Below are 26,657 nucleotides of genomic sequence, written 5' to 3'. Positions count from 1 at the left end.
GCGGCGGGCACCCGACCCCTCGCGAGCGGCTTCGGACCCCTGCGTCCCACGGCGGCGCGGGGCGGGGGAGGCACGGGGCGGCGGAGCGGGAAAGACGCGGGAGCAGGGAAGGCAGCGACCCACGATGGCGGCGACCCCCCGGATGACGGAGCTGCGCGACCTGGACGACCTGGCTTCCCTCGTCCACCGCAGCGACCACCTGTACATACGCTGGTCCCGCGGGCCCGGGCCGGACCTGGAGCGCACCTCCAGCACCGACACCCTGACCGGCGTCGAGCTGCCGGGGCTGTCGGCCAACACCCTCGACGTCGAGCCCTGGTGGGCGGGCCGCTCGGTGCGGCTGTGGGTGGCACGCAGGCTGTACGACTACTGCCACCTGCGGCACGACCAGGGCCCGCAGGTGCGGCCGTGGGTGCTCAGGGGCCGGGAGATCGGCCGCGGCCCCGACAACGAGCCCCTGGTGACCGACGTCCGGCCGCTCGCCTGGGTGGGCAGCCGCGTCATCGCCAAGGCGCAGGCCGAGGTGGCACGCCAGCGCGGCCCCTGGGGTCCGATGCGGCGGCCGCCCGAGCACGACGCGCAGGGCGAGTACGACACACAGGGCGGGCCCCCCGGGCGGGGCGGGCACGGCGCGTCCGCCCCGCCCGGGAGGCCGTCCGCCCCGCGCAGGGGGCGGTGACGGGCCCGGAGCACGCCGGAGCGGGCGCGCCCCGTGCCGCTGGGCGCGCCCGCTGCCGATGAGCCGTCCGGGACAGGAGGACGTCAGACGGCGGTGCCGTCCTGTCCGACACCGGCGGAACCGGCGCCGATCCCGTTCTCGGTGCCGACCCCGGCCTCGGTGCCGGTCCCGTTCTCCGTACCGACCCCGTTCTCGGTGCCGACTCCGGTCTCCGCCCCGGTGCCGGCCTCTGCTCCGGCACCGGCCGCGGTGTCCGTGCCGACCCCGGTCCCGGTGTCGGTCTCGTTGTTCACCGAACCGGGCTCGATGACCTCGCCGCTGAGGCTGCCGCCGACGCAGATCGAGACCTCCGCACTGAGGTTCACCACCCGGCCGCCTGCCTCGATGCACTCCTGCGGCGTGACCTGCGAAGGAGCGGCCTGGGCCGCCGAGGCACCGAGGCCGGCCAGCGCCAGCGAGAAGGCCAGGGGGGTCAGGATCCGACGTGCACGCATGAAAACTCCCTGTCGTGAATGCACTGATGAGTCCTTTTCAGCATCACCACACCGGGCCCGGGAACGCACCTCTCGTTGCTCCCGACGTGGCCGGGTTGCTCCGTCCGGCCCCCTCGGTCCGGGCCGGCACGGAGCTGACAGGGGATCAGCGACAGGGCGGTCAGCCGTAGTCGGGCACCATCGCCGCGGCCATCCGCAGGTGCGGTGCGGCCTCGGCGGGCAGGCCCTGGCGTTCCAGGGTGCGCCCCAGGAGCAGGCGGGCGTAGGCGTCGTCCGGCGCGTCGGCGACCAGCTGCTCCAGGATCCCCCTGGCCCGCCCGAGCTGGGCGGAGGCGTAGTAGGCGCGGGCGGCCAGCAGCCGGACGTTGGGGTCGTCGCCGTGGTCCGCCAGCAGCGGCCGCAGCAGGGTGAGGGCGCCGAGCGGGTCCCGCACGTCCAGCAGCGCCTCCGCGTGCCGGAGGCGTTCCACCTCCTCGGGCAGCCGCCGCGGCTCGCCGGCTGCCTCGGCGTCCCGCAGGAGCGCCGCGATCGACTCCGCCGGCTGCGCACCGGCCAGTGCCAGGCCGGCGGCCACGTAGGTCGGGGAGGTCCGCACGCCCATCGCCTTCCCCCGGAGCAGCAGCTCGCGCACCTGCTCCTCGCCCGCGCCGTCGTCGAGCAGGGCGCCGCCCGAGGGGAAGCCGGCACTGTCGGAGAGCCGGCCGAGGACCTCGCGGTCGCTGATGTCGAGGCCCTCGACGAAGTGGGCCCTGAGCACGGCCTCCACCACGGCGTCCTGGAGGCGTGCGCCGCCGGCGTCGAGGGCGAGCGCGATCAGCCGGTGCGCGTCGTGGCTGCTGGCACGCCACACCGCGCCCCAGCGCGGACCCAGGCCCTCGGCGCGGGCCTCGTCGGCCACCCGGTCCCGGTTCTCCTCCGGGGTCAGGCCGGGGGCGCACTCGCGCAGCGCCTCGCGGGCGTCGGGGTCCGTGAGCAGTCCGGCCCTGGGCGTGGCCTCGGCCGGCGCCGTCGGGTCGATCCGGTACGGGCGCCAGACCACCTCGACCGGTTCGCCGCCGCGCCCGGCCAGGGCCCTCTCCAGCCGCCGCTTGCCGATGTACATCCAGGGGCAGACCACGTCCGCCCACACCTCGATTCGCATACCGGAAACACTAAACGACACGTGTTGGATAAGCAACAGGTGTCGTAGAGTAAGGGCCGTGAACCCAGACGACCCGCGCGCCCGGCGCACCAGGGCCAGGCTGCGCACAGCCGTTCTCGAACTCGCCGCAGACCGGGAGCTGAGCTCCATCACCGTCTCCGAGGTGGCCAAGCGGGCCGGCGTCAACCGCACGACGGTCTACCAGCACCACCCGGACCTGCACTCCCTGGTGAGCGACTCGATGGAGGAGGCCGTCGCGGAGGCCGTGCGGGCCGCCGCACTGTGCCCCCTGACCGCCCCCCGCGACCGGGCCCCGCAACCGCTCACCGACCTCTTCGAGCACATCGCGGCCAACGCCACGCTCTACCACCGGGTGCTCTGCGACCGCGGCAGCCCCCTGTTCGCCGTCCGCATGCGCGAGCGCCTGGCCCGCGAACTGGCGGAGCGCTTCCGCGAGGACGGCCGCCCCTCCGGCTTCGACGACGTGCCCGTCGACATCCACGCCGCCTACCTCGCCGGCGCCCTCACCGGCGTCCTCGCGCACTGGCTCGCCGCGCAGGCCTCCTCCCCGGACGCGCCCGCACCGGGCGAGGCCGCGCTCGCCACCTGGCGCCTCTTCCGCTGCTGACCCGCCCCTTCGGCCCTGCCGCGTCCGGGCAGCAGGAAGGGCGCCGTCCCGCACTGCCGGGCGGGACGGCGCCCTCGTCTCTCCCCCCGCCCCCGTTTCCCGGCGCCGGGAAACGGGGGCGGAAGGATCAGCTCTTCTTGCCCCAGGAGTGGGCGACGTCGATCACCAGCTTGTCGGGGAGCCGGAGGACCCGGAACGGCAGCCGCGCCCGGACCCCCAGCCCGATCTGCGTGTCGCCCTCGAAACTGCCGGCGAACCGGGTGTCCCGGAAGGTGCGGTACCCGGTGACGTCCACGCCGGGGAGCCGCTGCCCGGCCCGGGCGGGGTACGTCGCCTTCCCGGTCGCCGGGTCGTAGCTCGGCGCGGCCGCCCGCACCTCGATCACGGCGCCGCCTCGGACCGCGACGGGGTTGCCGGAACCGTCCTGGTACAGGGTGTCGACGTAGCCCACCCGGTAGCCGATGGGCTTGCTGCCCGCACCGGGCACATCCAGGACCATCCGGTCGAAGCAGTCGTGCCGCCCCGTCCTGACGTTGGTCAGCGGCTTGTAGGACGTCTCGGTGACCGACTTGGTCAGGCTTCCCCAGCCGGTCGGGCAGACCGCGGCCGCCTGCGCGGCGGCCGCCGGGACGGACGCGGTCGGAACGGATGCGGCCGGCGCGGCCGAGGCCGTCGTCACCGTCAGCCCTGCGGTTGTGAGTACGAGCGCGGCCAGTGCGGTGTTCCACCGTCGCATGGGGTTCCCCTCAATACATGAGTGCGCGTGTGCAGGGTCCGACCGCCGGAGGCACGGAAAGGTTGTGCCCGGCCGAACCACCACCACGGAGGGTTCTTCGGGTGCGTCAAGTCTCGCAGCGGCCCGGCGTGTCCGCATCCGCAGCGGAGTGGACCGAGAACACGGAGTGACGACGCCGGAGGCGGGCGGGCCCGGCGCCCCCGCGCGCCGCGCGCCGCGGGGCGCCGGGGTACCGGGTCCGGGGCCGGGACGGCTCAGGGCTTGCGGGCGACGCCGACCCACCCGGAGACCTCGGCGTCCTGCAGCACCAGGGGCGAGGCGTCCACGTCCAGGCGCCACTGGTGCGGCATCACCACACCCGGCTCGAGCAGCTCCAGGCCGTCGAAGAACCGGGCCACCTCCTCGCGGGAGCGCACCTGGGCGTCGGTGCCGCTCGCCCGGTAGGTCTCGACGGTCCTCGCCCACTCCTCGGGGGCGAAGTCCCCGGTGGCGTGGGAGAGCACCAGGAAACTGCCCGGTGCCAGCGCGTCCACCAGGGTCTTGACGATGTCCTGGGCACCCTGGTCGTCCGGCACGAAGTGCAGGAGCGCCGCCATGCTCAGGGCGACCGGCCGGTCCAGGTCCAGGGTCCGGAGCAGCTCAGGGGCGGTCAGGATGCGCCGCGGGTCCCTGACGTCGGCGTCGAGGTAGGCGGTGCGCCCCTCCGGCGTGCTGCGCAGGAGCGCCTGGGCGTGCGCCAGGACGATGGGGTCGTTGTCCGCGTAGACGACCCTGGCCTCCGGCGCGACGCCCTGCACGATCTCGTGCAGGTTGGGCGAGGTGGGTATGCCGGTGCCGATGTCGAGGAACTGGCGCACGCCCTCGTGCTCGGCCAGGTACCGGACGACGCGGTTCATCCACGCCCGGTTGGCGCGGGCCGCGATGATGACCGTGGGGTTGGCCGCCAGGACCCTCCCGACCGCCTCCCGGTCGGCCGGGTAGTTGGTCTTGCCGCCCAGGTAGCAGTCGTACATGCGGGCCGAGTGGGGCCGGTCGGTGCGCAGGTCCACCGGCTCCCTCGCCGGCGCGTCCGGGTCCACCCTCATCCACTCCTGCTCGTCCGTCATGCCAGGCCTTCCCGAACCGTCGAACTGCTTACCAACTGCCCTTGCTTGAAACGGAATTGAAGCACGACTCGGGTACACCGCCCGGCTCGGGCACCTCCTCCTCCCCGAAGGCCCCGCGGGGCGGGGCATTACGATGAGCCGGTGGTCCTCGGCGAGCCCTCCCGTTCCCCGCAGCAGGTGCTGCGGGCGCCGGTGCTGCTCGTGCTCGCCGTGCTGGCCGGTCTCGTGGGCATGCACGGCCTCGGCGCCGCGGGCCTGCCGGTCCCCGCCCACCGCGCGGTCTCCGCCGCCCACCACACAGCCCCCGCCTCCCACCAGGCGGCGGACGCGACGGCTCCGCCGCACGCCTGCCCCGGCGGCCAGGACGGGCCCGCGGGCCACGGCAGCCACGCCGATCCGGCGTGCTCCTCCGCCTCGGTCCCCTCCTCCCCCACCGCGCCCGTGGCGGCAGTCGGCATCCACCACCCGGACGCGGCGGACCGGCAGCCCGCCCTCCGCGTCCCGGCCGGCCCCGACGGCGGACGCGCCCCGCCGTCCCTCGCCGAACTCCAACTCCTGCGGATATAGGACGCCCTCCCGGCGCAGCGCCCCGAACCGGCCTGCCGCCGCGGCCCCGCACGTCCTCATTCGCGCACGACACAGGAGTTCTCCGAACCATGACCCCCACCCGTTCCCTGGCCCGCCGGGCAGCCCTGCTCCTCGCCGCGGGAGCCGCCGCCCTCACGCTGACCGCCTGCGGCGGCGAGAGCACCCCCGCCGGGCCCTCCGACGACGCCGGCGCCACCTCGGCCCCGGCCACGGCCCCGGCGGACAAGCACAACGAGGCCGACGTCGCCTTCTCCCAGGGCATGATCCCCCACCACCGCCAGGCGGTGGAGATGGCCGGACTGGCCGCGAGCAGGGCGTCCTCCGCCGAGGTCAAGAAGCTCGCCGAGGAGATCGAGAAGGCGCAGGCCCCCGAGATCGAGACCATGTCGGGCTGGCTCGCCGCCTGGGGCGAGGACGTGCCCGAGGGCACGGACGGCGCGGGCCACGGCGGCATGGACCACGGGTCCGGCCACGGCGGCGCGGGCATGCCCGGCATGATGAGCGACGAACAGATGACTGGGCTGGGCAAGGCCTCCGGCAAGGAGTTCGACACCGCGTTCCTGACCATGATGATCGCGCACCACGAGGGTGCGGTGGAGATGGCCGAGACCGAGAGGAAGCAGGGCCTCCACGGCCCCTCCAAGGACCTGGCCGCCGACGTCGTCGCCGTCCAGAACGCGGAGATCGACCGGATGGAGAAGCTGCTCGGCAAGGGCTGACCCTCCGGGCGGGGGCGGGGCGACACCGAGGGGCCGCTCCGCCCCCGCCCGCCCCGCCCCGCCGAGGCCCGGGGCGAACGGCGGGTTTGATCCCGCTCTGTGGTGTCAGGCGTACGGACGGTGCCGGGAATCCGTCCGTACGTGCCACCGGGGCCCGTCGGCTCCCGGCAGGATCGGAGTCAGTCCCATGACCACTACCGTCGCCAAGGACATGCTGGCCGCCTACCCCGCCGACCTGGGCGGGGTGGACCGTGAGGCCATGGCCCGCTGCATCGAGGAGTGCGTCGCCTGCGCCCAGGCGTGCACCGCCTGCGCGGACGCCTGCCTGTCGGAGGAGCAGGTCGCCGAGCTGCGCAAGTGCATCCGCACCGATCTGGACTGCGCCGACATCTGCGCCGCCACCGCCGCGGTGCTCTCCCGCCACACCGGCTACGACGCCAACGTCACCCGCGCCCAGCTCGAGGCCTGCGCCACCGTGTGCAAGGCCTGCGCCGACGAGTGCGAGCAGCACGCTTCCATGCACGACCACTGCAGGGTGTGCGCCGAGGCCTGCCGCCGCTGCGAGCAGGCCTGCAACGAACTGATCAAGACCTTGGGCTGAGCCCGGGACGGCGCAGGCGCCCCGGCGGACGGCAGGCCCTCCCGGGCCGGTCCGCCGGGGCGCCTGCGCCGGTCAGGCCCCTGCGCCGGTCAGGTGCCGGGGCCGGTCAGGTGCCGGGCCGGTCAGGTGCCGGGCCGGGAGGACGGCCCGGCCCGCAGGGTGTCCAGGCGCCGGCGGTACTCCTCCTCGTCGATCTCCCCCCGGGCGTAACGCTCGGCCAGTACCTGTTCGGCGGGCGGAGGCCCGGGCGGAGGGGGCGCGGGGTACTGGAGGGGCTGCTGCGCCCCGCCGCGCCCCGCGGCGCGAACGAGGACGACGACGACGGCGATCGCCAGCACCCCCAGGACGATCATGCTGACGGCCATGAGCGCGTAGCCCCATCCGCTCATGCCGTGGTCGTACCAGTACATCGCCGCCTCCTCCCACCGGTGCGGTCCCGGCAGGCAATTCGCCCGGTATGCCTTCGATCCTCCTCCTGCCGCGGGGGAACGGCCAGGGCCGACCGGCCCGGGCACCGGGGACGCCCGGCCCCGGCCCCGCGGGGCACCGGCGGGACACGGCGAGCCGGGGCCGGGTCAGGCGGCGCGGCGGCCCGCCTCCCCGGCGTCGGGGCCGGCGGGCGGGGTGTCGGAGCCGGCCGCACCCGGACCGGCGGCCCCCGTGCCCGGCCGCGGCCCGCCTGCGGGCGGTGCCGCGGGCGGCTCTGCTGGCGGCGCCGCGGCCGGCAGCCTCAGCCGTTTCAGCGCGAGGGCGTTGACGGCGACGACGAAGCTGGAGCCCGACATCGTCAGCGCGGCGATCTCCGGGCGCAGCACCAGGCCGAAGGCCGGTTCGAAGACGCCGGCGGCGATCGGCAGGGCGACGGCGTTGTAGCCGACGGCCCAGCCGAGGTTCTGCCGCATCTTGCGCAGCGTGCCCCGGCCGATGCGCAGGGCGGTGGGCACGTCGAGCGGGTCGGAGCGCATCAGGACCACGTCGGCGGTCTCGATGGCCACGTCGGTGCCGGCGCCGATGGCGATGCCCAGGTCGGCCCGGGCGAGGGCGGGGGCGTCGTTGACACCGTCGCCGACCATGGCGACCCTGCGCCCGCCGCGCTGCAGTTCGGCGATCCTGTCCGCCTTGTCGCCGGGCAGGACCTCCGCGACGACGGTGTCGATGCCCAGCCGTCCGGCGATCCGCTCGGCGGTGGCCCGGTTGTCGCCGGTGAGCATGACCGTCTCGACACCGAGGGCGCGCAGCTCGGCGACGGCCTCGGCCGAGGTCTCCCGGGGCGCGTCGGCGAGCCCGATCAGCCCCGCCGCCCGGCCGTCGACGGAGACGACCACCACGGTGCGGCCGGTGCCGGCCATCTCCTCGCGGGCGGCGGCCAGCGGCTCCGGGACGACGCCCTCGCGCTCGGCCAGCCGGAGGCTGCCGACCGCGACCCGGTGGCCGTCGACCACGGCGGTCGCACCGTGGCCGGGGACGTTCTCGAAGTCCCGGGCGCTCGCGGTGCCCGCCGAGCGGGCCCGCGCGTACCGCACGACCGCTCCGGCCAGGGGGTGCTCGGACTCGGCCTCCACCGCCGCGGCCAGCCGCAGCAGCCCGTGCTCGTCCGCGCCGGGCGCGGTGACCACGTCGGTGACCTCCGGCTCGCCCTTGGTCAGGGTGCCGGTCTTGTCCATGACGACCACCTCGATGCCGGCGGACGTCTCCAGCGCGGCGGCGTTCTTGAACAGCACCCCGCGCTTCGCCCCGAGGCCGGTCCCCACCATGACGGCCGTGGGAGTGGCCAGGCCCAGGGCGTCCGGGCAGGTGATGACCACGACCGTGATGGCGAACAGCATCGCGGCGCCGAAGGACCGGTCGGTGGCCAGCAGCCAGACCGCCAGGGTCGCCGCACCCCCGACCAGTGCGACGAGGACCAGCCAGAACGCCGCCCGGTCCGCCAGCCGCTGTCCCGGCGCCTTGGAGTTCTGCGCCTCCTGCACCAGCTCGACGATCTGCGCCAGCGCGGTGTCGGAGCCGACCCTGGCGGCGCGCACCCGCAGCGTGCCGTTGGCGTTGACGGTCGCCCCGACCACCTGCGAGCCCGGCCGCTTGTGCACCGGCAGGCTCTCGCCGGTGACCATCGACTCGTCGACCTCGCTCTCCCCCTCCTCCACCACCCCGTCGACGGCGATCCTCGCCCCGGGCCGGACCAGGAGCAGGTCGCCCACCACGACCTCCGCGGTGGGCACCTCGACCGGCTGCCCGTCGCGCACCACGAGCGCCCTGGGCGGGGCGAGGTCGAGCAGGGTGCGGATCGCGTCGTTGGCGCCGCCCCGGGCGCGCATCTCGAACCAGTGGCCGAGCAGCACGAAGGCGGCCAGCACGGTGGCCGCCTCGTAGAAGACCTCCCCGCCGCCGGTGAGCGTGACGACGAGCGAGTACAGCCAGCCGGAGCCGACGGCCACCGCGACCAGGACCATCATGTCCAGGGTCCGGGCGCGCAGGGCCCGCACGGCCCCGCCGAAGAAGACCGTGCACGAGTAGAGGATCACCGGCAGGCTCAGCAGCAGCGCCCACACGTCCTGGCGCAGCCCGAAGGGCACCGGCACGTCCAGGCCGAACACGTCCTCGCCGATCGGCGACCAGATGACGATCGGGATCGAGAACAGCAGCGCCACCAGGAAGCGGTTGCGCATGTCGGCCGTCATCGCCGCCATCGACATGCCCTCGTGCCCGCCGTGCCCCATGACCTCCTGCGGCGAGGGCCTCCCCTCCGGCGCGGCCGGGGGCCTCCCCTCCGGTGCGGCCGGGGGTGCCTCGCGCACGCCCTCCGGGGCGGTGGCGGGGCGCGGGGCCGGTTCGGCCGTCGGGTCGCAGATGTGGTGCGGCACGGACCGGCCCGCGCAGTGGTAGCCGCACTCGCGCACCCAGCCGGTCAGCTCCGCCAGGGAGGTGCGCCGCGGGTCGAAGACCACCGTCGCCGACTGCGCGACCGGGTTGACCTCGGCCTCCAGCACGCCGGGGCGCCGCTCCAGCACGGCGGCGACGGTGCCCTGCTGCGAGGCCCACTGCATGCCGCTCACGTCCAGCACCGTCGTGGTGCGCTCCCCGCCGCCGGGCCCTCCCCCCGGCTGCGCGGGGCCGCCGCGGCGGTCTGCGGAACGGTCCTCGGGACGGTTCTCACGGTGACGCATATCGCTTCTCCCTCGGAGAGCGGGCCGGTCCGCCGATGCCTCTCCCCGGCCGGCGGGCCACACTTGGAGGCTAGCCGCTGCGGGAACGACCGGCAGGCCGGCGGCCTCTCGGAAGGAACGTGCCGTGGACCAGGAGACGCCCGCCCGGCGGGTGCGCCGCATCTGGGAGCGCATCGCGCCGTCGTACGACCGCTGGATGCGCTGCGACCGCCTCCTGGTCGGGGACAGCCGCCGGTGGGTCTGCTCCCGCGCGTCCGGCCGCACCCTCGAGGTCGCCGTCGGCACCGGACTGAACCTGCCCCTGTACCCGCCGGGGACCGAGGTGGTCGGGCTGGACCTCTCCCGCGCCATGCTCGAACACGCCTGCGGGCGGACGGCCCGCGCCGGCCTGCGGGCGCAACTGGTGGAGGGGTCCGCCGAGCGGCTGCCCTTCGCCGACGCCTGCTTCGACACCGTGGTGTCCACCCTCGCCCTGTGCAGCGTCCCCGACGACCGCGCCGCCGTGGCCGAGATGCACCGCGTGCTGCGCCCGGGCGGGCGCCTGCTGCTGCTCGACCACGTCGCCGGCTCCGGCCGGGCCGTCCGGGCGGCCCAGCGCGGCCTGGAGAGGCTGACGTGGCGCTGGTGCGGCGACCGCATGACCCGCCGCCCGCTGGCCCTGGTGCTCGCGTCGGGGTTCACCGTCGAGCGGCGCGACCGCTTCCGGGCGGGCGTCGTCGAGCGCCTGTCCGCGACCAAGCCCGGCGGACCCGCGCGGGAAGCCTGACCCGGAAGCCGCCCCGGGCCGGCGGGGAGGCCTCGGCGGAACGGCCGCCCGCCGCGTGCGGTGCTCCGTCCGGCCCATCAGCACGCGCACGCCGCGGTTCCGTGCGGACACACTGATCCCCATGGCAGAGCAACGCGAACGACGCGGCCGCCCGGCGGCCGGGAGCGCGGTCTCCTCCCCTCCGCCGGTGGAGGGGCCCGAGGAGGCCGCCGGCCGGGCCTGCCGGTGCATCACCTCGCTCACCGGCCACCCGGCGGAGGGGGTGTCCGCCGTCGGCCGCTCCGAGGACGGCTGGCACGTCGAGGTCGACGTGCTGGAGGTGCCGCGCATCCCCGACACCACCAGCCTGCTCGCCACGTACGAGGTGGAGCTCGACCGGGACGGTGAGCTCCTGCGCTACCGCAGGGTCCGCCGCTACCGGCGCGGTGCGGCCGACGACTGACCGCCCGCGCAGCCGACCGCGGCGCAGCGCGGTACCCGAGAGGACGGCCCCGCAATGACCACCACCTACACCGAGCAGGTCGCGTGCGTGCCCCGCGCGGGCACGCTGTACGACGTCATCGAGATCATCCTCGACCGCGGGATGGTGATCGACGTCTTCGCCCGCGTCTCCCTGGTCGGCATCGAGATCCTCAAGGTCGACGTGCGCATCGTCATCGCCAGCGTCGACACCTACCTCCGCTTCGCCGAGGCCTGCAACCGCCTGGACCTGGAGACCGACACCCGCAGCAAGACGGTGCCCGAGCTCTTCGGCGGCGGGGGCATGACCCGGGCCGTCGGCAAGAAGGCGGCGGGGAAGGCCGTCCGGTCGATGGGCGAGAAGGTCCGGAGGGCCATCGGGGCGGAGGACGGCGACGAGGACGTGGAGCCGGAGGAGGAGCCCCGGGAGGAACCGGCCGAGGAGGAGCCCCGCCCGCGGCGCCGGACCACCGCCAAGGCCCGCGGGGGCCGCCCGCGCACCGCCCGGCGCGCCGAGGAGGACTGACCGGTGGCCGCACGGGACCTGTACGTCTACGGCGTCGTCCGCGCCGGCCACCGGCTCCCGGCCGGAAGCCTCGGCGTCGGCTCGCCGCCCGCCCCCGTCCGCCGCCTCCCGGCGGGCCGGCTGGCCGCCGTGGTCAGCGACGTCCCCGAAGGGCTGCGTGCCCGCAGGCGCGACCTGACGGCCCACCAGGGGATCCTCGCCTCCCTCGCCGCGCACGGCCCGGTGGTGCCCATGCGCTTCGGCACCGTGTGCGGCGGCGAGGACCTCCTCGTGGAGCGGCTGGCGGCGGCCGAGCGCCATCACCTGTCCTGCCTCGACCGCGTCGACGGCCGCGTGGAGATGAACCTCAAGGTGCTGCCGGCCCAGGAGGAGGGGCTGGCCGGCCTCCTCGAGGAGGACCCGCGCGTACGGCGGCTGCGCGACGAGGCGCGCCGCCGCCCCGGCTACGAGGCGCACCTGCGCCTGGGCGAGGCGGTGGCGGCGGGGCTGGAGCGCCGGGCCCGGGAAGCGGCGGTCCCGGTGCTGCGCGAACTCTCCGCGCTCGCCGACGGCACCGCCGCGGGCCCGGAGGTGGCCGGATGCGTCCTCAACGTCTCCTTCCTGGTCGGCGGTTCCGGGCACGACCGGTTCACCGCGGCCGTCTCGCGCCTCGCGACGGGCCACCGCGGCCGCGTCGAGCTGAAGCTGACGGGCCCGATGCCCTGCTACAGCTTCGTCGGCCCCGCGCACGCACCGGCCGGGGCCTGAGCGGCATGGGCCTGCTGACCGGGATCCTCCTGCTGCCGCTCGCACCCGTGAGGGGGGTCGCCTGGCTGGCCGAGCGCGTCAACGAAGCGGCCGAGCACGAGCTGTACGACCCCTCGGTCCTGCGGGCCCGGCTCGCCGCCCTGAACGAGGCGCTGGACAACGGGGAGATCGGCACCGAGGAGTTCGAACGCGAGGAGGAGCGGCTCCTCGACCTGCTCGAGCACCGGCTGTTCCGCACACCGCCGGCCGCCGCGGGACCGGCGACGGGACCGGCGACGAGACCGCAGGAACCGACGACAGGAGCGCACCGATGAACGACCCTGCCGGGACCGCCCTCGCCCCGGCGGGGACGCGTCCCCCCGACCCCTGGGACGCGCCCGCGTCGACGACCCCCTACGGGCCGCGCACCGCCAACCTCGCCGACATCCTCGAACGCGTCCTCGACAAGGGCATCGTCATTGCCGGCGACATCAAGATCGACCTCCTCGACATCGAACTGCTGACCATCCGCCTGCGGCTGTTCATCGCCTCGGTCGACACCGCCAGGAAGGCCGGCATCGACTGGTGGGAGACCGACCCCGCGCTCTCCTCGCGCGCCGCCCGCGACGCGCTCGCCGAGGAGAACCGGCAGCTGCGCGAACGGCTGGAGGCGCTGGAGAGCGGCAGCTCTCCGGCCGCCGCTCCCGGCGCGGCCGGGGAACCGGCCGGCTCCTGACCCCTGCTCCTGCCCGCCCCTCCCCCCTCGTCCCCTTCCCTCCCCCTTCCCCCTCCCCGGGCCGCGGCCCGGGCCGTCCATGTGAGGAGCACCCGATGACGGCGGCCCCGTGCACGACCGGCGTCCCCACCGCCACCGACGTCCCCACCGCCACCGACGCCTCCACCGCCACCTGCGTCTTCGCCGTCTGCCGCGGCGGCGACCCGGCCGCCCTCGAAGGGATGCCCGGCCACGAGGAGGGCGCACGCGTCCGGCTGCTCCCCCTGGGATCCCTCACCGCCGTGGTGCAGGACGTGCCGGCCGACCGGTTCTCCGAGGAGGCCGTGCGGGAACGGCTGTCCGACGGCGCGGAGCTCGAGCGCTGCGCGCGGACGCACCACGCCGTGGTCTCCGCGGCGGCGCGCTGCGCCCCGACCGTCCCTCTGCCGCTGGCCACCCTCTACCTCGGCGACGAGCGCGCCCGCGCCGCGCTCGGGAAGCGCGAGCAGCACCTGCACGCCGCGCTCGACCGCATCGAGGGCCGCGCCGAGTGGGCGGTGAAGGCGTACACCGTGCCGGCGCGGCCCGACGCGCCCGCACCGGCCGGGAAGCCCGAGGGCCCCGCCGCACCCGCCTCCTCCTCCCCGGACGGGCCCGGATCGGGCCGCGCCTACCTGGAGCGGGTGCGCAGCCGGAAACGGGCGTGCGACCTCCGGCAGGAGGCCGCACTGCGCGCGGCCGAACGGGTGGACACAGCCCTGCGGGGCCTGGCGGTGGCCGCACGCCGGCTGCGCCTGCACGGCCCGGGGCCCGACCGCGACCGCCGCACCCAGATGCTGAACGCCGCCTACCTGGTGGACGGGGACCGCGACCGGGAACTGGCCGCAGCCGTCGGGCGGCTGCGGCAGGAGGCGGAGGCGGACGGCGTCCGCATCGAGGTCTCCGGGCCGTGGGTGCCCTACTCCTTCGTGGACGGGGGCGGCACCGGTGACCTCGGCTGCTGAGGCCCTCCCCTGGGAGGAGGCGTGGGAGGAGGGCGGCCCGGTGGGCGTGCCCCTGGTCGACCTGCTGGACCGGGTGCTGGGCACCGGCGTGGTCGTCAGCGGCGACCTGGTGATCGCCATTGCCGAAGTGCCTCTGGTACGGGTCTCCCTGCACGCGCTGCTGTCCTCGGTCAACGAGCGCGTCCCCGCGCCCTGGGGGGACGGGGGGCCGCTTTGACCGCGGAGCGGGTCGACCTCGACGCCGACACCGTCGGACGCGACCTCGTCGCCCTCGTGCTGACCGTGGTCGAACTGCTGCGGCAGCTGATGGAGCGGCAGGCGATCCGGCGCATCGACCAGGGAGACCTCACCGACGACCAGGTGGAGCGCATCGGCCGGACGCTGATGCTGCTGGACGAACGGATGGCCGAACTCCGCGACCACCACGGGCTGTCGCCCGAGGACCTCAACCTCGACCTGGGCCCCCTGGGGACGCTGCTCCCCCGTGACTGACTCCCCCGCGCCGGGCCCGCGGATCCGCGGTATCCGTTCCGAGCTGGGCGAACCCACGGTAACTTGCCTTCGGGCGAACGTCGCCCACCAACTCGACGCCCCTCAGACCCGCCGACCCAACGCCTCGGCGACCCGACGACCCACAAGGACGGAGCCCATGGCCGATCGCCTCCGGAGGACGACCACCGGCGCCCCGGGCTCCCCCACCGGGAGCACCGTGAGCGCCGGGCGCCCCGGCACCCGGGAACTGACCGCACCACCCGGCCTGCTCGGCCCGTACGTCCGCGCGCTCGTCCCCAAACGCGGCGGCGGCCCGGCACCGGAACGGCGGCTGGTCCTGCGCGAGGCCGCGACCGATCCCCGGAAACTGGAACGGTACGCCGAGGTCTGCGGGTTCACCCGCCGGGACAGGCTGCCCGCCACCTACCCGCACCTGGTCGCCTTCCCGCTGGCCATGTCCCTGATGGCCCGCCGGGACTTCCCGCTCCCCATGCTCGGGCTGGTCCACATCGCCAACCGGATCGAGCAGCTCCGGCCCGTCGGCGCCGGGGAGCGGCTCACCCACCACGTGTGGACGCGGCAGCCCCGCCCCCATCCCAGGGGCACCTCGTTCGAGGTGGTCGCCGAGGCCGACGACGGCACCGCCACCGTGTGGCGGTCGGTCAGCACCTACCTGTCCCGGAGCCGCCGGCCCCCCGCCCCGGAACCGCACACGGCCGCCCCCGGCACGGAAGCCCCGGACCCGGACGCCGGAGACCCGGACGACACCGCCACGGACACCGTCGCGGACACCACCGTCGCGGCACTGGTGGACGAGCACTGGGACGTCGGCGCCTCGGCGGGACGGTCGTACGCGTCCGTCTCCGGCGACCGCAACCCCATCCACCTGCACGCGCTCGCCGCGAGGGCCTTCGGCTTCCCCCGCGCCGTCGCGCACGGCATGTGGACCAAGGCCCGCTGCCTGGCGGCCCTGGAGACGCTGCTGCCCGACGCCCACCGGGTGGAGGTCGTCTTCCGCGCCCCCGTCCTGCTCCCCGCACACGTCCGCTTCCACGCCTCCGTCCGCACCGCCGGCCCGGACGCCGACGGCACAGGCACTGGCACCGGCACCGGCACCGGCACCGGCACCGGCTGGGACTTCCGGCTGCACGGCACCGGCTCCGGCCGCGAGCACCTGCGCGGGACCGTCACGCCCCTCGGCTGATCCCGGGCCCGGCCGCGTCCCCGTCGCGTTCCGCCGGGAAGGGCCGCTACGCGGTGGTCCAGGCGCGGCGCAGCTGTTCGAAGCGGGTGGGCAGCGGGGGGCGGCGGCCGGCGTGGGCGGCGTTGGTGCGGTGGACGAAGCGCCGCCAGGAGAGCACCAGTCCCTGCGCGGTGATGGGCAGCCCGGCCACCACCGTCACCCCGTTGTCGTGGGTGTGGTGCACCGTCAGCAGCAGGGCCCGGGGCGTCGCCCCCTCCAGTTCGGCGCACAGTTGCTCGCGCACCCGCAGCCAGCGGCGCAGCACCACCGCCGTGCCGTCGCGCAGGTCGTGCCGGCGCAGGGTGCGGTGCTTGCCGTGCGCGACCTCCACCCGCCCCGTGCGCAGGTCCAGGTCGTCGACCGTGCACCGCAGCAGGTCCGAGTAGCGGGCCCCGGTGTCGCGGACCAGGCCCACCACCACGGCCAGCCGCACCGTCTCCGGCTTCGCCCCGTCACGCACCGCCTCGTCCGCCAGGAGCCGCCAGACCCACTCGGCCTCCTCCGGCGACACGGTCGGCCGCGGGTACCGGCTGCTCGTCCTGTCGTCCGTCACGCTCACCCGGCCCACATTAGAAGTCATCTCATTTGGCCCGATAGGCTGCCGGTCGTGGTGGGAATGGTTGAGCGGCTGGTGCCGGACGAGTTGTGGGAGCTGTTCCAGCGGGTGGTGCCGGAGGCGCCGTCGCGGCCTCAAGGCGGCGGCCGACGTCGGCACGGGGACCGTGAGGTGCTGGCCGCGATCATCTTCGTGGCGACGTCGGGCTGTACGTGGCAGCAGCTGCCCGCGGCGTCGTTCGGGCCGTCGGGGGCGACGGCCCACCGTCGCTTCACCGAGTGGACCAAGGCCCGGGTGTGGGCCAAGCTGTACCGCCTGGTCCTGGACGAACTCGGCTCCCGCGGCGAGCTGGACTGGTCCCGGTGCGCCATCGACTCGGTGAACATGCGGGCGATGAAAAAGGGGACCTGACCGGTCCGAATCCTGTCGACCGGGGCAAGTACGGCTCGAAGATCCACCTGATCACCGAACGGACCGGTCTGCCCCTGTCCGTCGGGATCTCCGGTGCCAACACCCACGACAGCCAGGCCCTGATCCCGCTGGTCAAGGGCATCCCCCCGATCCGCTCCCGCCGCGGGCCCCGCCGGCGCAAGCCCGGCAAGCTCCACGCCGACAAGGGCTACGACTACCGCCACCTGCGCCGATGGCTGTCCGGGCGCGGCATCCGGCACCGCATCGCCCGCAAGGGCGTCGAGACCTCGCAACGGCTCGGCCGACACCGCTGGACCATCGAACGAACCATGGCCTGGCTCACCGGCTACCGGCGCCTCCACCGCCGCTACGAGCGCAAAGCCGACCACTTCCTCGCCTTCACCAGCATCGCCTGCACCCTCATCTGCTACCGCAGACTCACCAAATGAGATGACCTCTTAGTCACACAGTCCGCTTGGCACACTATTTTTCCCACGATCACCGGGCGGCAGGCCGCCGCCCCGGTGGCTGCCGGCGGCCGACGCCTCCGCCACCTTGTGCGGGCGAGGTTCCGGATGGCCGAATCCAACGGTTGAACACTCAGCCCTCGATTTTTTTCTGATTTGATCACCAACAATCAACTGCCTTTCCAGGAAGGCAGTTGATTTTTCTTCAGCACCGTTGCACGACGTTCGGTATCTCAAAAAGGATGTTCACTCTCATGAAGCATCGCGCATCGCGCATCGCGCTCACCGTGGCGGCGGCGGGAATCATGACGGCTCTTCTTCCCGTCTCATCGGCTGCCGCCATCAACCAGACCGACTGCGGCACCAGGACCGATTTCGTCAAGGTCTGGTACGACGGCGGGGACCAGGTCATGTGCTTCGCCAACGCGGGCATCGTGACGCCCCAGCTCCCCAACGTCTGGAAGGTCAGCTCCGGCGACAACAGGATCCAGATGTTCCTCAACAACGAGCCGGTTTCCATGGAAAAGTGGTCGACCATCGTCGACATCGAGGGGCTCAACCAGACGCTGTACGCCCTGCAGATTCTCTGATCCGGCGCGTCCGGACCGACGCCGTGCACCGGGGCCGTACGGCCCCGGTGCACGGGCGGCTCTCCACCACCTGCTCGGCGCCGGTACCGCAGGGGGAGAAGCGCGTCGGCAGGCGCTTTGCGGGTGTTGCGTGCGGACGTTGCGTCCCGGTCCGGTCCTCCGGGGACTCGGAGGATCCCGGGCCCGCCCTCACTGCCGGTGCGCGGTCGGGCCGCAGCTTTCCGCGGGAGGACGCCGTGCCGTCAGGAGCACGGCAAGGGCGAAAACGGCCGTGCCGGCGGCCGCGGCGATCTGCACCCGGTGCTCGACCGTTCGGTGGACCGGCTGTTTCCGGTCAGAGGTCGGGATGCCGCCGTTCGTCCCGCCTCGAAAACCAGGATCAGCACCGTGGTCATGAAGGCGAAACCCCTTGTATTCGTCGACGTTCATCGGTCGACTCCCGGTGTTCGTCGGCCGCCCGGCATTCCCCGGCCGCCCGGACGGAATAAGCGCACGCCCCGTCGGGACACCCACGGGTCCGGGCTCCCCGGGCGGGACCGGGGCGGACGGAAGCGCCGCCGGGGGGCGGCTGCCCGGGCCGCCGCCCCGGTGGCCGTCAGCGGATGCCGACCTCGGCCAGGGCGCGGCGCTGGGCGGGGGACGGGTCGGTGGGCCAGTAGACGTAGCAGACGCCCCCGGTGCCGCTGCGCACGTTGCCCTTGGCGTCGTACCTCTTCGTACGCAGCCAGATGTTCTCCCACTGGCGGCGGTCGTAGACGCGGCGGACGGCCTCGTTGCTCTCGCTGGCCGGGTCGTTGGCGACGACGTCGCCGTCCCCGGTGAAGCCGACGAGGCACATCAGGTGCCCGGCGGTCCCGTAGCCGGCGCCGTCGAGCTCGCTCTCCAGGAAGGACTGGGAGGTGATCAGCGGGATGCCGGCGCGGACCAGGAGCTCGGCCTCGTCCATGGAGCGCAGGCGGGTGACGGTGGCCTGCATGCCGGGGTAGCCGGCCGCGTAGGCGGCGTTGAAGGGCCAGTTGCCGCAGCCGGCGTACTGGTGGTCGTAGGTGAGGCGGGCGGCGTGGCAGACCTGGGGGTCGGCGTAGGCGGGGTCCACCCAGGCCAGGTCCTCGGGGGCCGGTCCACGGCCCCAGTGCTCGATCACCATCTGCGAGGAGGTGGGGCTGCACCACGCCTCTCCCCCGTTGTCGTACTCGGGGTACTGGCCGACGTGGATCTCCTGCGAGTAGCGGGGCACGCGCAGCTCGACGCCCCGGGCCACGCCCGGCCGCGACGCGGGGACCTCGAAGCGGTCGGGGACGTCGGAGGCCATGACGGCCGCCCGCCACACAGTGGGGGTCTCGTTGCTCCCGGCCCTGCGCAGCAGGGTCAGCCGGAGCTGGTGGGCGGTCAGGCGCAGTCCGGAGGCGGGGTCGTCGAGGGAGAGGGTGTCGGTCCACACCGTGCTGCGGCCGTCGCCCTGGTCGTCGACGGAGGTGCGCCTGATGTCGGCGTCGCTGTCCCCGGACGCCCAGTGGCCCATGACGTACCAGGGGGTGGTGCTGCCGTCGCCGTAGGTGCCGCGCAGTTCGATCCGGATCCAGGTGCCGGGCGGGGTGTGCGCGTTCCAGGAGGGGACGGCCTCGGTCGCGCCGCGTTCGAGGCGGTGGGTGCGGGAGGTCCAGGTGGCGGTCTCCCACGTGGCGGTGGTCCCGGTGTGCGGGTCGGTGTGCTCCAGGGTGCCGGTGGGCCGGTCCAGGGCGATGCCGGGGCGGGGACCGGGGACGACCCGGGTGCCGCTGCCGGTGCCGCTGTTCCAGTCGGTGCGGGTGGCCCAGCTGCGGTGGCCGACGAACGCGGCCTCCGCGGCGGCGGGTGCGGCGGACCCCGCCGGGGCGGTGGGGTCCGCGGTCCGGCCGCGTGCCGGGGCGCCGCCGCGGCCCGGGGCGGCGTCCGGGGAGGTGGCCGCGCGGGCGGATGCGGCAGGTGCGGCGGCGGTGGCCGCGGTGGCGAGCGCTGCGGCCAGGACGGTGCGGCGCGGCGTGGGTGCGGGCATATCGGTCCCCCTGTTCGGCTGGTGGCCAGGTCCGACGCAACGTCAGCTGCACGACGGTGGAACCACTATCCCCGGCGGGGGCGCACCGGGCCAGAGCGCGGGCCGACGAGTCGCCTTCCGCGTGCCGGGCGGTACCGACGCCCCGTCCGCCGTTTCGGGGAGGCCGGGGCCGGCCGCGGCTCCCCGGGGCCGGCCCGGGGAGCCGCGACGGGGGCGGGGGGGCGGGGCGGCTCAGCGGCCGCGCATGCTCCGGTAGACGGCCACCAGGGTCTCCGTGGAGGAGTCCAGGCCGGGGACGTCGGCGCCCTCGGTCAGCGCCGGCTCGATCCGCTTGGCCAGGACCTTGCCCAGTTCCACTCCCCACTGGTCGAAGGAGTCGATGTTCCACACCGCGCCCTGGACGAACACCTTGTGCTCGTAGAGGGCGACCAGCTGGCCGAGGACCGACGGGGTGAGGCTGTCGGCCAGGATCGTGGTGGTGGGGCGGTTGCCGTGGAAGGTGCGGTGCGGCACCAAGTCGGCCTGCACGCCCTCGGCCTCGACCTCCTCCGCGGTCTTCCCGAAGGCCAGTGCCTGGGTCTGGGCGAAGAAGTTGGCCATCAGCAGGTCGTGCTGGGCGGCCAGTTCGCCCAGTTCCTCGACCGGGCGGGCGAAGCCGACGAAGTCCGCCGGGACCAGCTTGGTGCCCTGGTGGAGCAGCTGGTAGTAGGCGTGCTGGCCATTGGTGCCGGGCGTGCCCCACACCACCGGGCCGGTCTGCCAGGTCACCGGGGAGCCGGCGCGGTCCACCGACTTGCCGTTGGACTCCATGTCCAGCTGCTGCAGGTAGGCGGTGAAGCGCGACAGGTAGTGGGAGTAGGGCAGGACCGCGTGGGACTGGGCGTCGTGGAAGTTGTTGTACCAGATGCCCAGCAGGCCGAGCAGCATCGGGGCGTTGGCCTCCGGCGGCGCGGTGCGGAAGTGCTCGTCCATCAGATGGAAGCCGTCGAGCATCTCGCGGAACCGCTCCGGGCCGACGGCGATCATCAGCGACAGGCCGATGGCGGAGTCGTAGGAGTAGCGGCCGCCGACCCAGTCCCAGAACTCGAACATGTTGGCGGTGTCGATGCCGAAGTCGGCGACCTTCTCCGCGTTGGTGGACACCGCCACGAAGTGCTCGGCCACCGCGGCCCGGTCGCCGCCCAGGCCGTCCAGCAGCCAGCGGCGGGCCGAGGTGGCGTTGGTGATGGTCTCGACCGTGGTGAAGGTCTTGGAGGAGACGATGAACAGGGTGCGGGCCGGGTCCAGGCCGCGGAGGGCCTCGTGCAGGTCGGCGCCGTCGACGTTGGAGACGAAGCGGAAGTCCAGCGAGCGCTCGGTCCAGGGGCGCAGCACCTCGTAGGCCATGGCCGGCCCCAGGTCGGAGCCGCCGATGCCGATGTTGACGACGGTGGTGATGCGTTCGCCGGTGTGGCCGGTCCACTCCCCCGAGCGCACCTTGCGGGCGAAGTCCGCGGCCCGGTCTAGGACCTCGTGGACGGCCGGGACGACGTTCTCGCCGTCCACCTCGATCACCGCGTCGCGCGGGGCGCGCAGGGCGGTGTGCAGCACGGCCCGGTCCTCGGTGGTGTTGATCCGCTCGCCGCGCAGCATCGCGTCGCGCAGCCGCTCCACGCCGGTGGCCGCGGCGAGGCCGCGCAGCAGTTCCAGGGTCCGGTCGGTGACCAGGTTCTTCGAGTAGTCGATGTACAGGTCGCCGACCCGCAGCACGCAGCGCTCGCCGCGTCCGGGGTCCGCGGCGAACAGCTCGCGCAGCCGCACCTCCCCCAGTTCCTCACGGTGCTTGCCCAGCGCGGCCCACTCGGGCAGCCGGTCCGGGCGGACACCCTGCGGTGCGGTCGTGTCACTCATTCCAGGACTCCTCGTGGTTCACTCGCCGCGGCCGCGGCCGCGGGCCGGTGTCCCGTCAAGTGTGCGGTACGGGCGGGGGTGCGGGGGGCGGACACGGCGGTTCACGGCCTCCGGGGCGCGGGGTACTTCTCCGTCACCTCGAACCACACCGCCTTGCGGTCGCCGCGCGGCTCCCACCCCCAGCGGTCGGCCCACTCCTGGACCAGGTGCATGCCGCGCCCGGAGACCCCGGGCTCGGCGGCCTCCCCGGTCTCCTCGTCGACCGGGACGACCCTGGGGCGGTAGTGGTTGGTGTCGAACACCTCGACCCGCAGCGTCCCGTCCTCCAGACGGGCCGTCAGGTCGATGTCGCCGTCGGCGTGCAGGGCCGCGTTGCTGAGCAGTTCGGCGGCCAGCAGCTCCGTGTCGGCGGCCCGTTCGCGCAGGCCCCAGGCGCGCACCTGCCGCCCCAGGGCCCGGCGGACCTCGTGCACCTCGGCCAGGTTCCCCCCGGCGGCGTGCCACCGGGCGCTGCACGTGGTGGGGTTGCGCGAGTCGGGGCAGCGGCGCACGAGGAGCACGGCGACGTCGTCCTCCCGGGGGGTGCGGTCCCCCGGCGGGGCGACGATCTCGTCGGCGAGGAGTTCCAGCTCCCTGCGGGCGTCGGCGATCACGTCGTTGTACCGGCTGCCGCGGGTGGCGTTCCAGCGGCTCACCCGGTCCGCCAGGCGGGCGACGTTCTCGGCGTAGTCGCCGCCCCTGTTCTCCACCAGCCCGTCGGTGAACAGCAGCAGCGCCTCCCCCGGCGGGAGTTCGGCGCGGTGCACCGGGTACTCGCTCCCGGGGTCCAGGCCCAGCGGCACCCCGCCGGGCACGTTCTTCTCGGCCGCCCGCCCCTCGGCGTCGAGCCGCAGGGGCACCGGGTGACCGGCCCGCACCATCTCCACGGTGCCGTCCACCGGGTCGATCTCGGCGTAGCAGCAGGTGGCGAACAGGTCGGTGTCCAGTTCGCACAGCAGGCGGTTGCTGTGCTCCATCAAGGTGGCCGGGTCGTGCCCCTCCGCGGTGTAGGCGCGCAGGGCGGTGCGCAGCTGGCCCATGACCGCGGCCGCGGTGGCGCTGTGGCCCTGCACGTCGCCGATGACCACGCCGACCCTGCCGCTGGGCAGGGGCAGCAGGTCGTACCAGTCCCCGCCGACCTCCATGCCCCGGGACGCGGGCAGGTAGCGGGCGGCGACGGCCAGGTCGGGCAGGACGGGCAGGTGCCGCGGCAGCATCACCCGCTGCAGTTCGGTCATCTGCCAGCGGCGCTGGTCGAACAGGCGGGCGCGTTCCATCGCCTGGGTCAGGATGCCCGCCAGGGCGGCGACGAGGGTGCGGTCGTCGGGGGAGAAGCGGTGCGGCGCGGTGTGGGAGATGACGCACCCGCCCACGACGCGGTGCGCGGCGATCAGCGGGAGCACCACCCAGGAGTGGTGGTGCTCGCCGGGGCTGAAGACCTCTTCGGGGAAGTCGGCCAGGTAGGCGGCGCGGTTCTCGTAGAACAGCGGGCGGCCCTCCTCCAGGGCTCTGCGCACGGGGCTGCCGGGGAAGGCGGCCGCGGCGCTCATCCTGCGGGTCGCCTCCTCGGGGTGGCCCTGGACCCCGGCCGGCCACAGGTGCCCGTCCTCCTCGACGTACAGGACCACCGCGTCGGCGCCCAGGGCCGGGAGCATGGTGCGGGTCATGGCCGTGACCACGTCGCTCACCGAGATGGCGTCCGACAGGGCGCCGGTCACCTCCAGCACGAGGTTCTTGCGGTGGTCCTCGCGCTCCTTGCGCTCCCACTCCTCGGTGACGTCCTGGGCGATGCCGACCATCCTGGCGGGCCGGCCCGTCATGTCCCGGAAGACCCGGCCGCGGGCGTCCAGTCTCCGGACCCGGCCGTCGGGGCGGACGATGCGGTAGGTGGCGCGGTAGTCGCCGCCGGTGCGCCTGCTCTCGCGCACGGCCCTGTTGACGACGGCCCGGTCGTCGGGGTGGATCGCGTTGTAGTAGGTGGCGTCCTTCTCGTCGAAGTCCTCGGGCCGCATGCCGAACAGGCGGCACAGGCGCTCGTCCCACACGAGCCTGCCGGAGGCGAAGTCCCAGTCGAACGCCCCGGTCTCCGCGCCCGACATGGCCAGTTCCAGCCGGGCGGTCCGGGCCCGGTTCTCCAGGAGTTCGACCGCCATGTCGAGTCCGCCGCCGGGCACCGAGTCCACGCCGACGGAGAGCAGGTGCTCGAGCCGGTGCGCGCACACCGCCGCGACGGCGCTCAGGGCCAGGCTCCACTCGCTCCCGGGCGGCCAGGGGCGGTCGATCCGCAGGACGATCGAGCCCAGGCAGCGGTCGTCGACCAGGAGGGGGATCGCGGCGAAATTGATCTCCGGCGCCCGCAGGGCCCGGATGTCGGGGAAGGCCTCGGACAGCTCCTCCGCCGCCTGGTAGACGGCCCGCCGCTCGCGGACCGCGCGGGCGGCCGGCAGCGGGGAGTCCGGCGGGATCAGCCGGAACCGGTCCAGGATCTTGTCGCTGTAGTTGACGGCGGCGGTCGGACGCAGCCAGCCGTCGTCCTGGACGAGGCAGATGACGCCGGAGACGGCGTCGACGCCGGCGACGCCGATCCGCATCGCGGTGTGCAGCAGGCTCTGCGGTTCGGCGCAGGTCAGCAGGCGGATGACCGCGTGCGGCGGGAACAGGTCGGAACCGGCGGCCGGGGCGGGACCCGGGCCGGGGTCCTTCGCCGCGCGGCCCGGGGAGGCGTCCGGTCCCACGGGCTCACCTCCGCCGGAGCGGCCGTCCGGGCGCGGCGGACCGGCCCGGCGGCCCTCCCCGCCCCCGGGAGTGTGGCCCCACGGGACCTCGCGATCGCACTCGGCAGCGCATGCCACCGAGCCTACGGCGCCGACCGGCCGCGGGCTCGGCGAGCACCGGCCGTGCTAGGCGGGGAGGACGACGAGGTCGCGGGAGGTGAGGTTGAGCCGCTCCCCGCCGTCCTCGGTGCACGCCACGATGTCCTCGATGCGCGCGCCGAACCGGCCGGGCAGGTAGATGCCCGGCTCGACGGAGAAGGTCATGCCGGGTTCGATGACCAGGTCGCTGCCGGCCACGATGTAGGGCTCCTCGTGGGTCTGCAGCCCGATGCCGTGCCCGGTGCGGTGGATGAAGTGCTCGCCGTAGCCGGCCGCGGTGATGATGTCGCGGCCGACCGCGTCCAGCTGCTCGGCGGTGATGCCGGGGCGGACGGCGTCGGTCTGGGCCGCCTGGGCGGTGCGCAGCACCTCGTACATCTCGCGGAACTCCGGGCCGGGTTCGCCGATGGTGTAGGTGCGGGTGGAGTCGGAGCAGTAGCCGTCCTCGGTGGTGCCGCCGATGTCGACGACGACCGCGTCGCCCTCGCGCACGATCCGGTCGGAGACCTCGTGGTGCGGGCTGGCCGCGTTCGGCCCGGAGCCGATGATCACGAAGTCGGCGCTGAGGTGGCCGGCCTGCAGGATGGCGTCCGCGATGTCCTTGGCGACGTCGAGCTCGCTGCGGCCGGGGCGCAGCCACTCCCCGATGCGCCGGTGCACCCGGTCGATGGCGGCGGCGGCCTGCCGCAGGGCGTCGACCTCCGCCGGGGTCTTGCGCATCCTCAGGTCGCGCAGGACCGTCCCGGCCAGGGACTGCTCGGCCCGGGGCAGGGCCGCGCGCAGCGCGAGGACCTTCTCCGCCCACATGCGGTTGTCGACGGCGATCCGGCCGACCCGGGACCCGCCCAGCCGGTCCGCGATCAGCTCGTAGGGGTCGTCCGTCTCCTTCCAGCCGACGATCTCCACCCCCAGCCCGGCGACCGGCGAGGCCTCGGCGGAGGGCTTCTCCAGCAGCGGCACCACGAGGAAGGGGTCCCCCGAGGAGGGCACCACCAGGCAGGTCAGCCGCTCCAGCGCCATGGCCTGGTAGCCGGTGAGGTAGCGCAGGTCGGCTCCGGGGGAGACGAGCAGCGCGTCCAGTCCGGCTTCGGCGGTCGCCCCGCGGGTCCGTTCGAGTCGTTCGGCAGGGAAGAGATCGCTCACGCGCCCACCGTACGCCCGCCCGGGCCGCCCCGCGGGAAGACGTGGCTGCGGGAAGACGTGGCTGCCGGCCCGGGCGGCTTAGGCTGGCCGGGATGGCCGACCACCTGCCGGGCCGGGACGGGCTCCCGGATCCGAAGCACCGAGCCGCACCGGACCGCGGGGCGCCGGACCGCGGGGCGCCGGACGCCTCCCCCGCCCGTCTTCCGGAGCTCGCCCGGTGGCTGTGCGCGCTGGCCCCCTCGTGCGGCCCGGTGCGGCTGGTCGCCGTCGACGGGCACGCCGGGTCCGGCAAGAGCACGTTCGCGGCCCGGCTGGCCGACGCGCTCGGCCCCGGGACCCCGGTGGTCCGCCTGGACGACCTGGCGACCCACCGCGAGCCCTTCGGCTGGGCCGGGCGCCTGCGGGCCCGGGTGCTGGAGCCGCTGGCCCGCGGGGAGAGCGGCCGGTACGAGGTCTACGACTGGACGCGGCGGCGCTTCGCAGACGAGCGGGAGGTGCCCGCCGCGCCGGTGGTCCTGCTGGAGGGGGTCGGGGCGGCCCGGCGCGAGGTGCGCCCCTTCCTCGCGGCCGCCCTGTGGATGGAGACGGACGTCCGCACCTCCCACGCCCGCGGCCTGCTCCGGGACCGCCCGCCCGGGAGCGAGGACCCGGACGGCTACTGGGAGCGGTTCTGGCGGGAGTGGGCGCGGGCGGAGGCGGCGCACTTCGCCGCCGACCCCTCGCGGCCCCGGGCGGACCTCCTCGTCCTCCAGCGGGACGGCGGCTACGGATTCCTCCCCGGCCCCGGGAAGGGGAGGTCCGCACTCCGGTTCCGCGACCGTCCGTGACTGCCCCCCGCCGGTGCGCGGCCGCTGGAAAAACACACC

29 protein-coding genes and 1 pseudogene are annotated in these 26,657 nt (G+C 74.8%); 18 read left to right on the top strand and 12 right to left on the bottom strand.

Features of this window, described 5'->3' with window-relative positions:
- Window positions 1-124 precede the first annotated feature (124 nt).
- Window positions 125-562, top strand: a pseudogene (locus GQS52_RS23965) (DUF6098 family protein); the annotation flags it as partial.
- A gap of 200 nt (window positions 563-762) precedes the next feature.
- Here the strand turns inward: GQS52_RS23965 and GQS52_RS23960 are convergent.
- Together GQS52_RS23960 and GQS52_RS23955 are read right to left on the bottom strand one after the other, a co-directional pair.
- Window positions 763-1,173: a hypothetical protein gene (locus GQS52_RS23960; RefSeq protein ID WP_182315445.1), complete on the bottom strand. Its 411-nt coding sequence runs from the start codon at window positions 1,171-1,173 to the stop codon at window positions 763-765.
- 160 nt (window positions 1,174-1,333) lie between these two features.
- Window positions 1,334-2,314 (bottom strand): DsbA family oxidoreductase, encoded by a 981-nt coding sequence (locus GQS52_RS23955; RefSeq protein ID WP_182315443.1) that lies wholly within the window; start codon window positions 2,312-2,314, stop codon window positions 1,334-1,336.
- Window positions 2,315-2,372: 58 nt separating this feature from the next.
- Between GQS52_RS23955 and GQS52_RS23950 the strand changes: the two genes are divergently transcribed.
- A complete protein-coding gene (locus GQS52_RS23950) occupies window positions 2,373-2,942 on the top strand; it encodes a TetR/AcrR family transcriptional regulator (RefSeq protein WP_182315441.1) in 570 nt (189 codons plus the stop codon).
- Window positions 2,943-3,069: 127 nt separating this feature from the next.
- On the opposite strand, the gene GQS52_RS23945 is transcribed toward GQS52_RS23950, so the two are convergent.
- Together GQS52_RS23945 and GQS52_RS23940 are read right to left on the bottom strand one after the other, a co-directional pair.
- Complete coding sequence (locus GQS52_RS23945) at window positions 3,070-3,678, bottom strand: hypothetical protein (protein WP_182315439.1); 609 nt, start codon at window positions 3,676-3,678, stop codon at window positions 3,070-3,072.
- 254 nt (window positions 3,679-3,932) lie between these two features.
- On the bottom strand, window positions 3,933-4,784 hold the full coding sequence (locus GQS52_RS23940) for an SAM-dependent methyltransferase (RefSeq protein WP_182315436.1): 852 nt from the start codon (window positions 4,782-4,784) through the stop codon (window positions 3,933-3,935).
- Window positions 4,785-4,925: 141 nt separating this feature from the next.
- Here GQS52_RS23940 and GQS52_RS23935 point away from each other — a divergent pair, with 141 nt between their 5' ends.
- The 3 genes from GQS52_RS23935 to GQS52_RS23925 all read left to right on the top strand — a co-directional run bounded on the left by GQS52_RS23935 (window position 4,926) and on the right by GQS52_RS23925 (window position 6,692).
- The gene (locus GQS52_RS23935; protein WP_259370940.1) at window positions 4,926-5,351 is read left to right on the top strand and encodes a DUF6153 family protein; all 426 of its coding nucleotides are present in this window, start codon (window positions 4,926-4,928) and stop codon (window positions 5,349-5,351) included.
- Between the two features lie 89 nt (window positions 5,352-5,440).
- Complete coding sequence (locus tag GQS52_RS23930) at window positions 5,441-6,091, top strand: DUF305 domain-containing protein (protein ID WP_182315434.1); 651 nt, start codon at window positions 5,441-5,443, stop codon at window positions 6,089-6,091.
- Between the two features lie 187 nt (window positions 6,092-6,278).
- Window positions 6,279-6,692 (top strand): four-helix bundle copper-binding protein, encoded by a 414-nt coding sequence (locus tag GQS52_RS23925; protein ID WP_182315432.1) that lies wholly within the window; start codon window positions 6,279-6,281, stop codon window positions 6,690-6,692.
- A 122-nt stretch (window positions 6,693-6,814) separates the two neighbouring features.
- Here GQS52_RS23925 and GQS52_RS23920 read toward each other — a convergent pair whose 3' ends face one another.
- A complete protein-coding gene (locus GQS52_RS23920) occupies window positions 6,815-7,102 on the bottom strand; it encodes an SHOCT domain-containing protein (RefSeq protein ID WP_182315431.1) in 288 nt (95 codons plus the stop codon).
- 165 nt (window positions 7,103-7,267) lie between these two features.
- Window positions 7,268-9,856, bottom strand: a complete 2,589-nt coding sequence (locus GQS52_RS23915; protein ID WP_182315429.1) for a heavy metal translocating P-type ATPase — start codon at window positions 9,854-9,856, stop codon at window positions 7,268-7,270.
- 124 nt (window positions 9,857-9,980) lie between these two features.
- Here GQS52_RS23915 and GQS52_RS23910 point away from each other — a divergent pair, with 124 nt between their 5' ends.
- From GQS52_RS23910 to GQS52_RS23865, 10 genes are all read left to right on the top strand, one after another.
- Window positions 9,981-10,622: a class I SAM-dependent methyltransferase gene (locus tag GQS52_RS23910; protein WP_182315427.1), complete on the top strand. Its 642-nt coding sequence runs from the start codon at window positions 9,981-9,983 to the stop codon at window positions 10,620-10,622.
- 121 nt (window positions 10,623-10,743) lie between these two features.
- Window positions 10,744-11,064 (top strand): gas vesicle protein, encoded by a 321-nt coding sequence (locus GQS52_RS23905; RefSeq protein ID WP_182315425.1) that lies wholly within the window; start codon window positions 10,744-10,746, stop codon window positions 11,062-11,064.
- Window positions 11,065-11,118: 54 nt separating this feature from the next.
- Window positions 11,119-11,607: a gas vesicle protein GvpJ gene (gene gvpJ, locus GQS52_RS23900; RefSeq protein WP_182315423.1), complete on the top strand. Its 489-nt coding sequence runs from the start codon at window positions 11,119-11,121 to the stop codon at window positions 11,605-11,607.
- Window positions 11,608-11,610: 3 nt separating this feature from the next.
- Window positions 11,611-12,354 carry a GvpL/GvpF family gas vesicle protein gene (locus GQS52_RS23895; RefSeq protein WP_182315421.1) on the top strand — a complete coding sequence of 248 codons (744 nt, stop codon included), beginning with the start codon at window positions 11,611-11,613 and terminating at the stop codon, window positions 12,352-12,354.
- A gap of 5 nt (window positions 12,355-12,359) precedes the next feature.
- The gene (locus tag GQS52_RS23890) at window positions 12,360-12,668 is read left to right on the top strand and encodes a gas vesicle protein GvpG (protein WP_182315419.1); all 309 of its coding nucleotides are present in this window, start codon (window positions 12,360-12,362) and stop codon (window positions 12,666-12,668) included.
- Complete coding sequence (locus tag GQS52_RS23885) at window positions 12,665-13,069, top strand: gas vesicle protein (RefSeq protein WP_259370939.1); 405 nt, start codon at window positions 12,665-12,667, stop codon at window positions 13,067-13,069. Before GQS52_RS23890 ends, GQS52_RS23885 begins: the two co-directional genes overlap by 4 nt.
- A gap of 95 nt (window positions 13,070-13,164) precedes the next feature.
- Window positions 13,165-14,052, top strand: a complete 888-nt coding sequence (locus GQS52_RS23880) for a GvpL/GvpF family gas vesicle protein (RefSeq protein WP_182315417.1) — start codon at window positions 13,165-13,167, stop codon at window positions 14,050-14,052.
- Window positions 14,036-14,269: a gas vesicle protein gene (locus GQS52_RS23875; RefSeq protein ID WP_182315415.1), complete on the top strand. Its 234-nt coding sequence runs from the start codon at window positions 14,036-14,038 to the stop codon at window positions 14,267-14,269. The genes GQS52_RS23880 and GQS52_RS23875 overlap by 17 nt, the downstream gene beginning before the upstream one ends.
- Complete coding sequence (locus tag GQS52_RS23870; protein ID WP_182315414.1) at window positions 14,266-14,544, top strand: gas vesicle protein K; 279 nt, start codon at window positions 14,266-14,268, stop codon at window positions 14,542-14,544. Before GQS52_RS23875 ends, GQS52_RS23870 begins: the two co-directional genes overlap by 4 nt.
- 157 nt (window positions 14,545-14,701) lie before the next feature.
- A complete protein-coding gene (locus GQS52_RS23865; RefSeq protein ID WP_182315412.1) occupies window positions 14,702-15,748 on the top strand; it encodes a MaoC/PaaZ C-terminal domain-containing protein in 1,047 nt (348 codons plus the stop codon).
- 46 nt (window positions 15,749-15,794) lie between these two features.
- On the opposite strand, the gene GQS52_RS23860 is transcribed toward GQS52_RS23865, so the two are convergent.
- On the bottom strand, window positions 15,795-16,346 hold the full coding sequence (locus tag GQS52_RS23860; RefSeq protein ID WP_259370938.1) for a site-specific integrase: 552 nt from the start codon (window positions 16,344-16,346) through the stop codon (window positions 15,795-15,797).
- Between the two features lie 57 nt (window positions 16,347-16,403).
- Here GQS52_RS23860 and GQS52_RS23855 point away from each other — a divergent pair.
- Together GQS52_RS23855 and GQS52_RS23850 are read left to right on the top strand one after the other, a co-directional pair.
- A protein-coding gene (locus tag GQS52_RS23855; protein ID WP_259371089.1) for an IS5 family transposase occupies window positions 16,404-17,203 on the top strand; the annotation gives its coding sequence in 2 pieces (ribosomal slippage) (window positions 16,404-16,739 and window positions 16,742-17,203; 798 coding nt in all).
- Window positions 17,204-17,526: 323 nt separating this feature from the next.
- Complete coding sequence (locus GQS52_RS23850) at window positions 17,527-17,811, top strand: beta/gamma crystallin domain-containing protein (RefSeq protein ID WP_182315408.1); 285 nt, start codon at window positions 17,527-17,529, stop codon at window positions 17,809-17,811.
- 189 nt (window positions 17,812-18,000) lie between these two features.
- Here GQS52_RS23850 and GQS52_RS23845 read toward each other — a convergent pair whose 3' ends face one another.
- The 5 genes from GQS52_RS23845 to GQS52_RS23825 form a co-directional block, all read right to left on the bottom strand.
- Window positions 18,001-18,240, bottom strand: coding sequence for a hypothetical protein (locus GQS52_RS23845; RefSeq protein WP_182315406.1), 240 nt, complete (start codon window positions 18,238-18,240; stop codon window positions 18,001-18,003).
- A 166-nt stretch (window positions 18,241-18,406) separates the two neighbouring features.
- Window positions 18,407-19,846 (bottom strand): C39 family peptidase, encoded by a 1,440-nt coding sequence (locus GQS52_RS23840; RefSeq protein WP_182315404.1) that lies wholly within the window; start codon window positions 19,844-19,846, stop codon window positions 18,407-18,409.
- A gap of 231 nt (window positions 19,847-20,077) precedes the next feature.
- Window positions 20,078-21,736, bottom strand: a complete 1,659-nt coding sequence (pgi, locus tag GQS52_RS23835; RefSeq protein ID WP_182315402.1) for a glucose-6-phosphate isomerase — start codon at window positions 21,734-21,736, stop codon at window positions 20,078-20,080.
- A gap of 101 nt (window positions 21,737-21,837) precedes the next feature.
- A complete protein-coding gene (locus GQS52_RS23830; protein WP_182315400.1) occupies window positions 21,838-24,510 on the bottom strand; it encodes a SpoIIE family protein phosphatase in 2,673 nt (890 codons plus the stop codon).
- Window positions 24,511-24,675: 165 nt separating this feature from the next.
- Window positions 24,676-25,791 (bottom strand): Xaa-Pro peptidase family protein, encoded by a 1,116-nt coding sequence (locus GQS52_RS23825; protein WP_182315398.1) that lies wholly within the window; start codon window positions 25,789-25,791, stop codon window positions 24,676-24,678.
- A gap of 92 nt (window positions 25,792-25,883) precedes the next feature.
- On the opposite strand from GQS52_RS23825, the gene GQS52_RS23820 reads away from it, so the two are divergent.
- Complete coding sequence (locus tag GQS52_RS23820) at window positions 25,884-26,618, top strand: hypothetical protein (RefSeq protein ID WP_259370937.1); 735 nt, start codon at window positions 25,884-25,886, stop codon at window positions 26,616-26,618.
- Window positions 26,619-26,657 lie beyond the last annotated feature (39 nt).

Origin of the sequence: Streptomyces sp. SCUT-3 (genome assembly GCF_014083985.1) — a bacterium.
Lineage (GTDB): Bacteria > Actinomycetota > Actinomycetes > Streptomycetales > Streptomycetaceae > Streptomyces_H > Streptomyces_H thermolineatus.
Note: the sequence above shows the minus strand (reverse complement) of the source record. Positions and strands in the feature narration are given on the sequence as shown.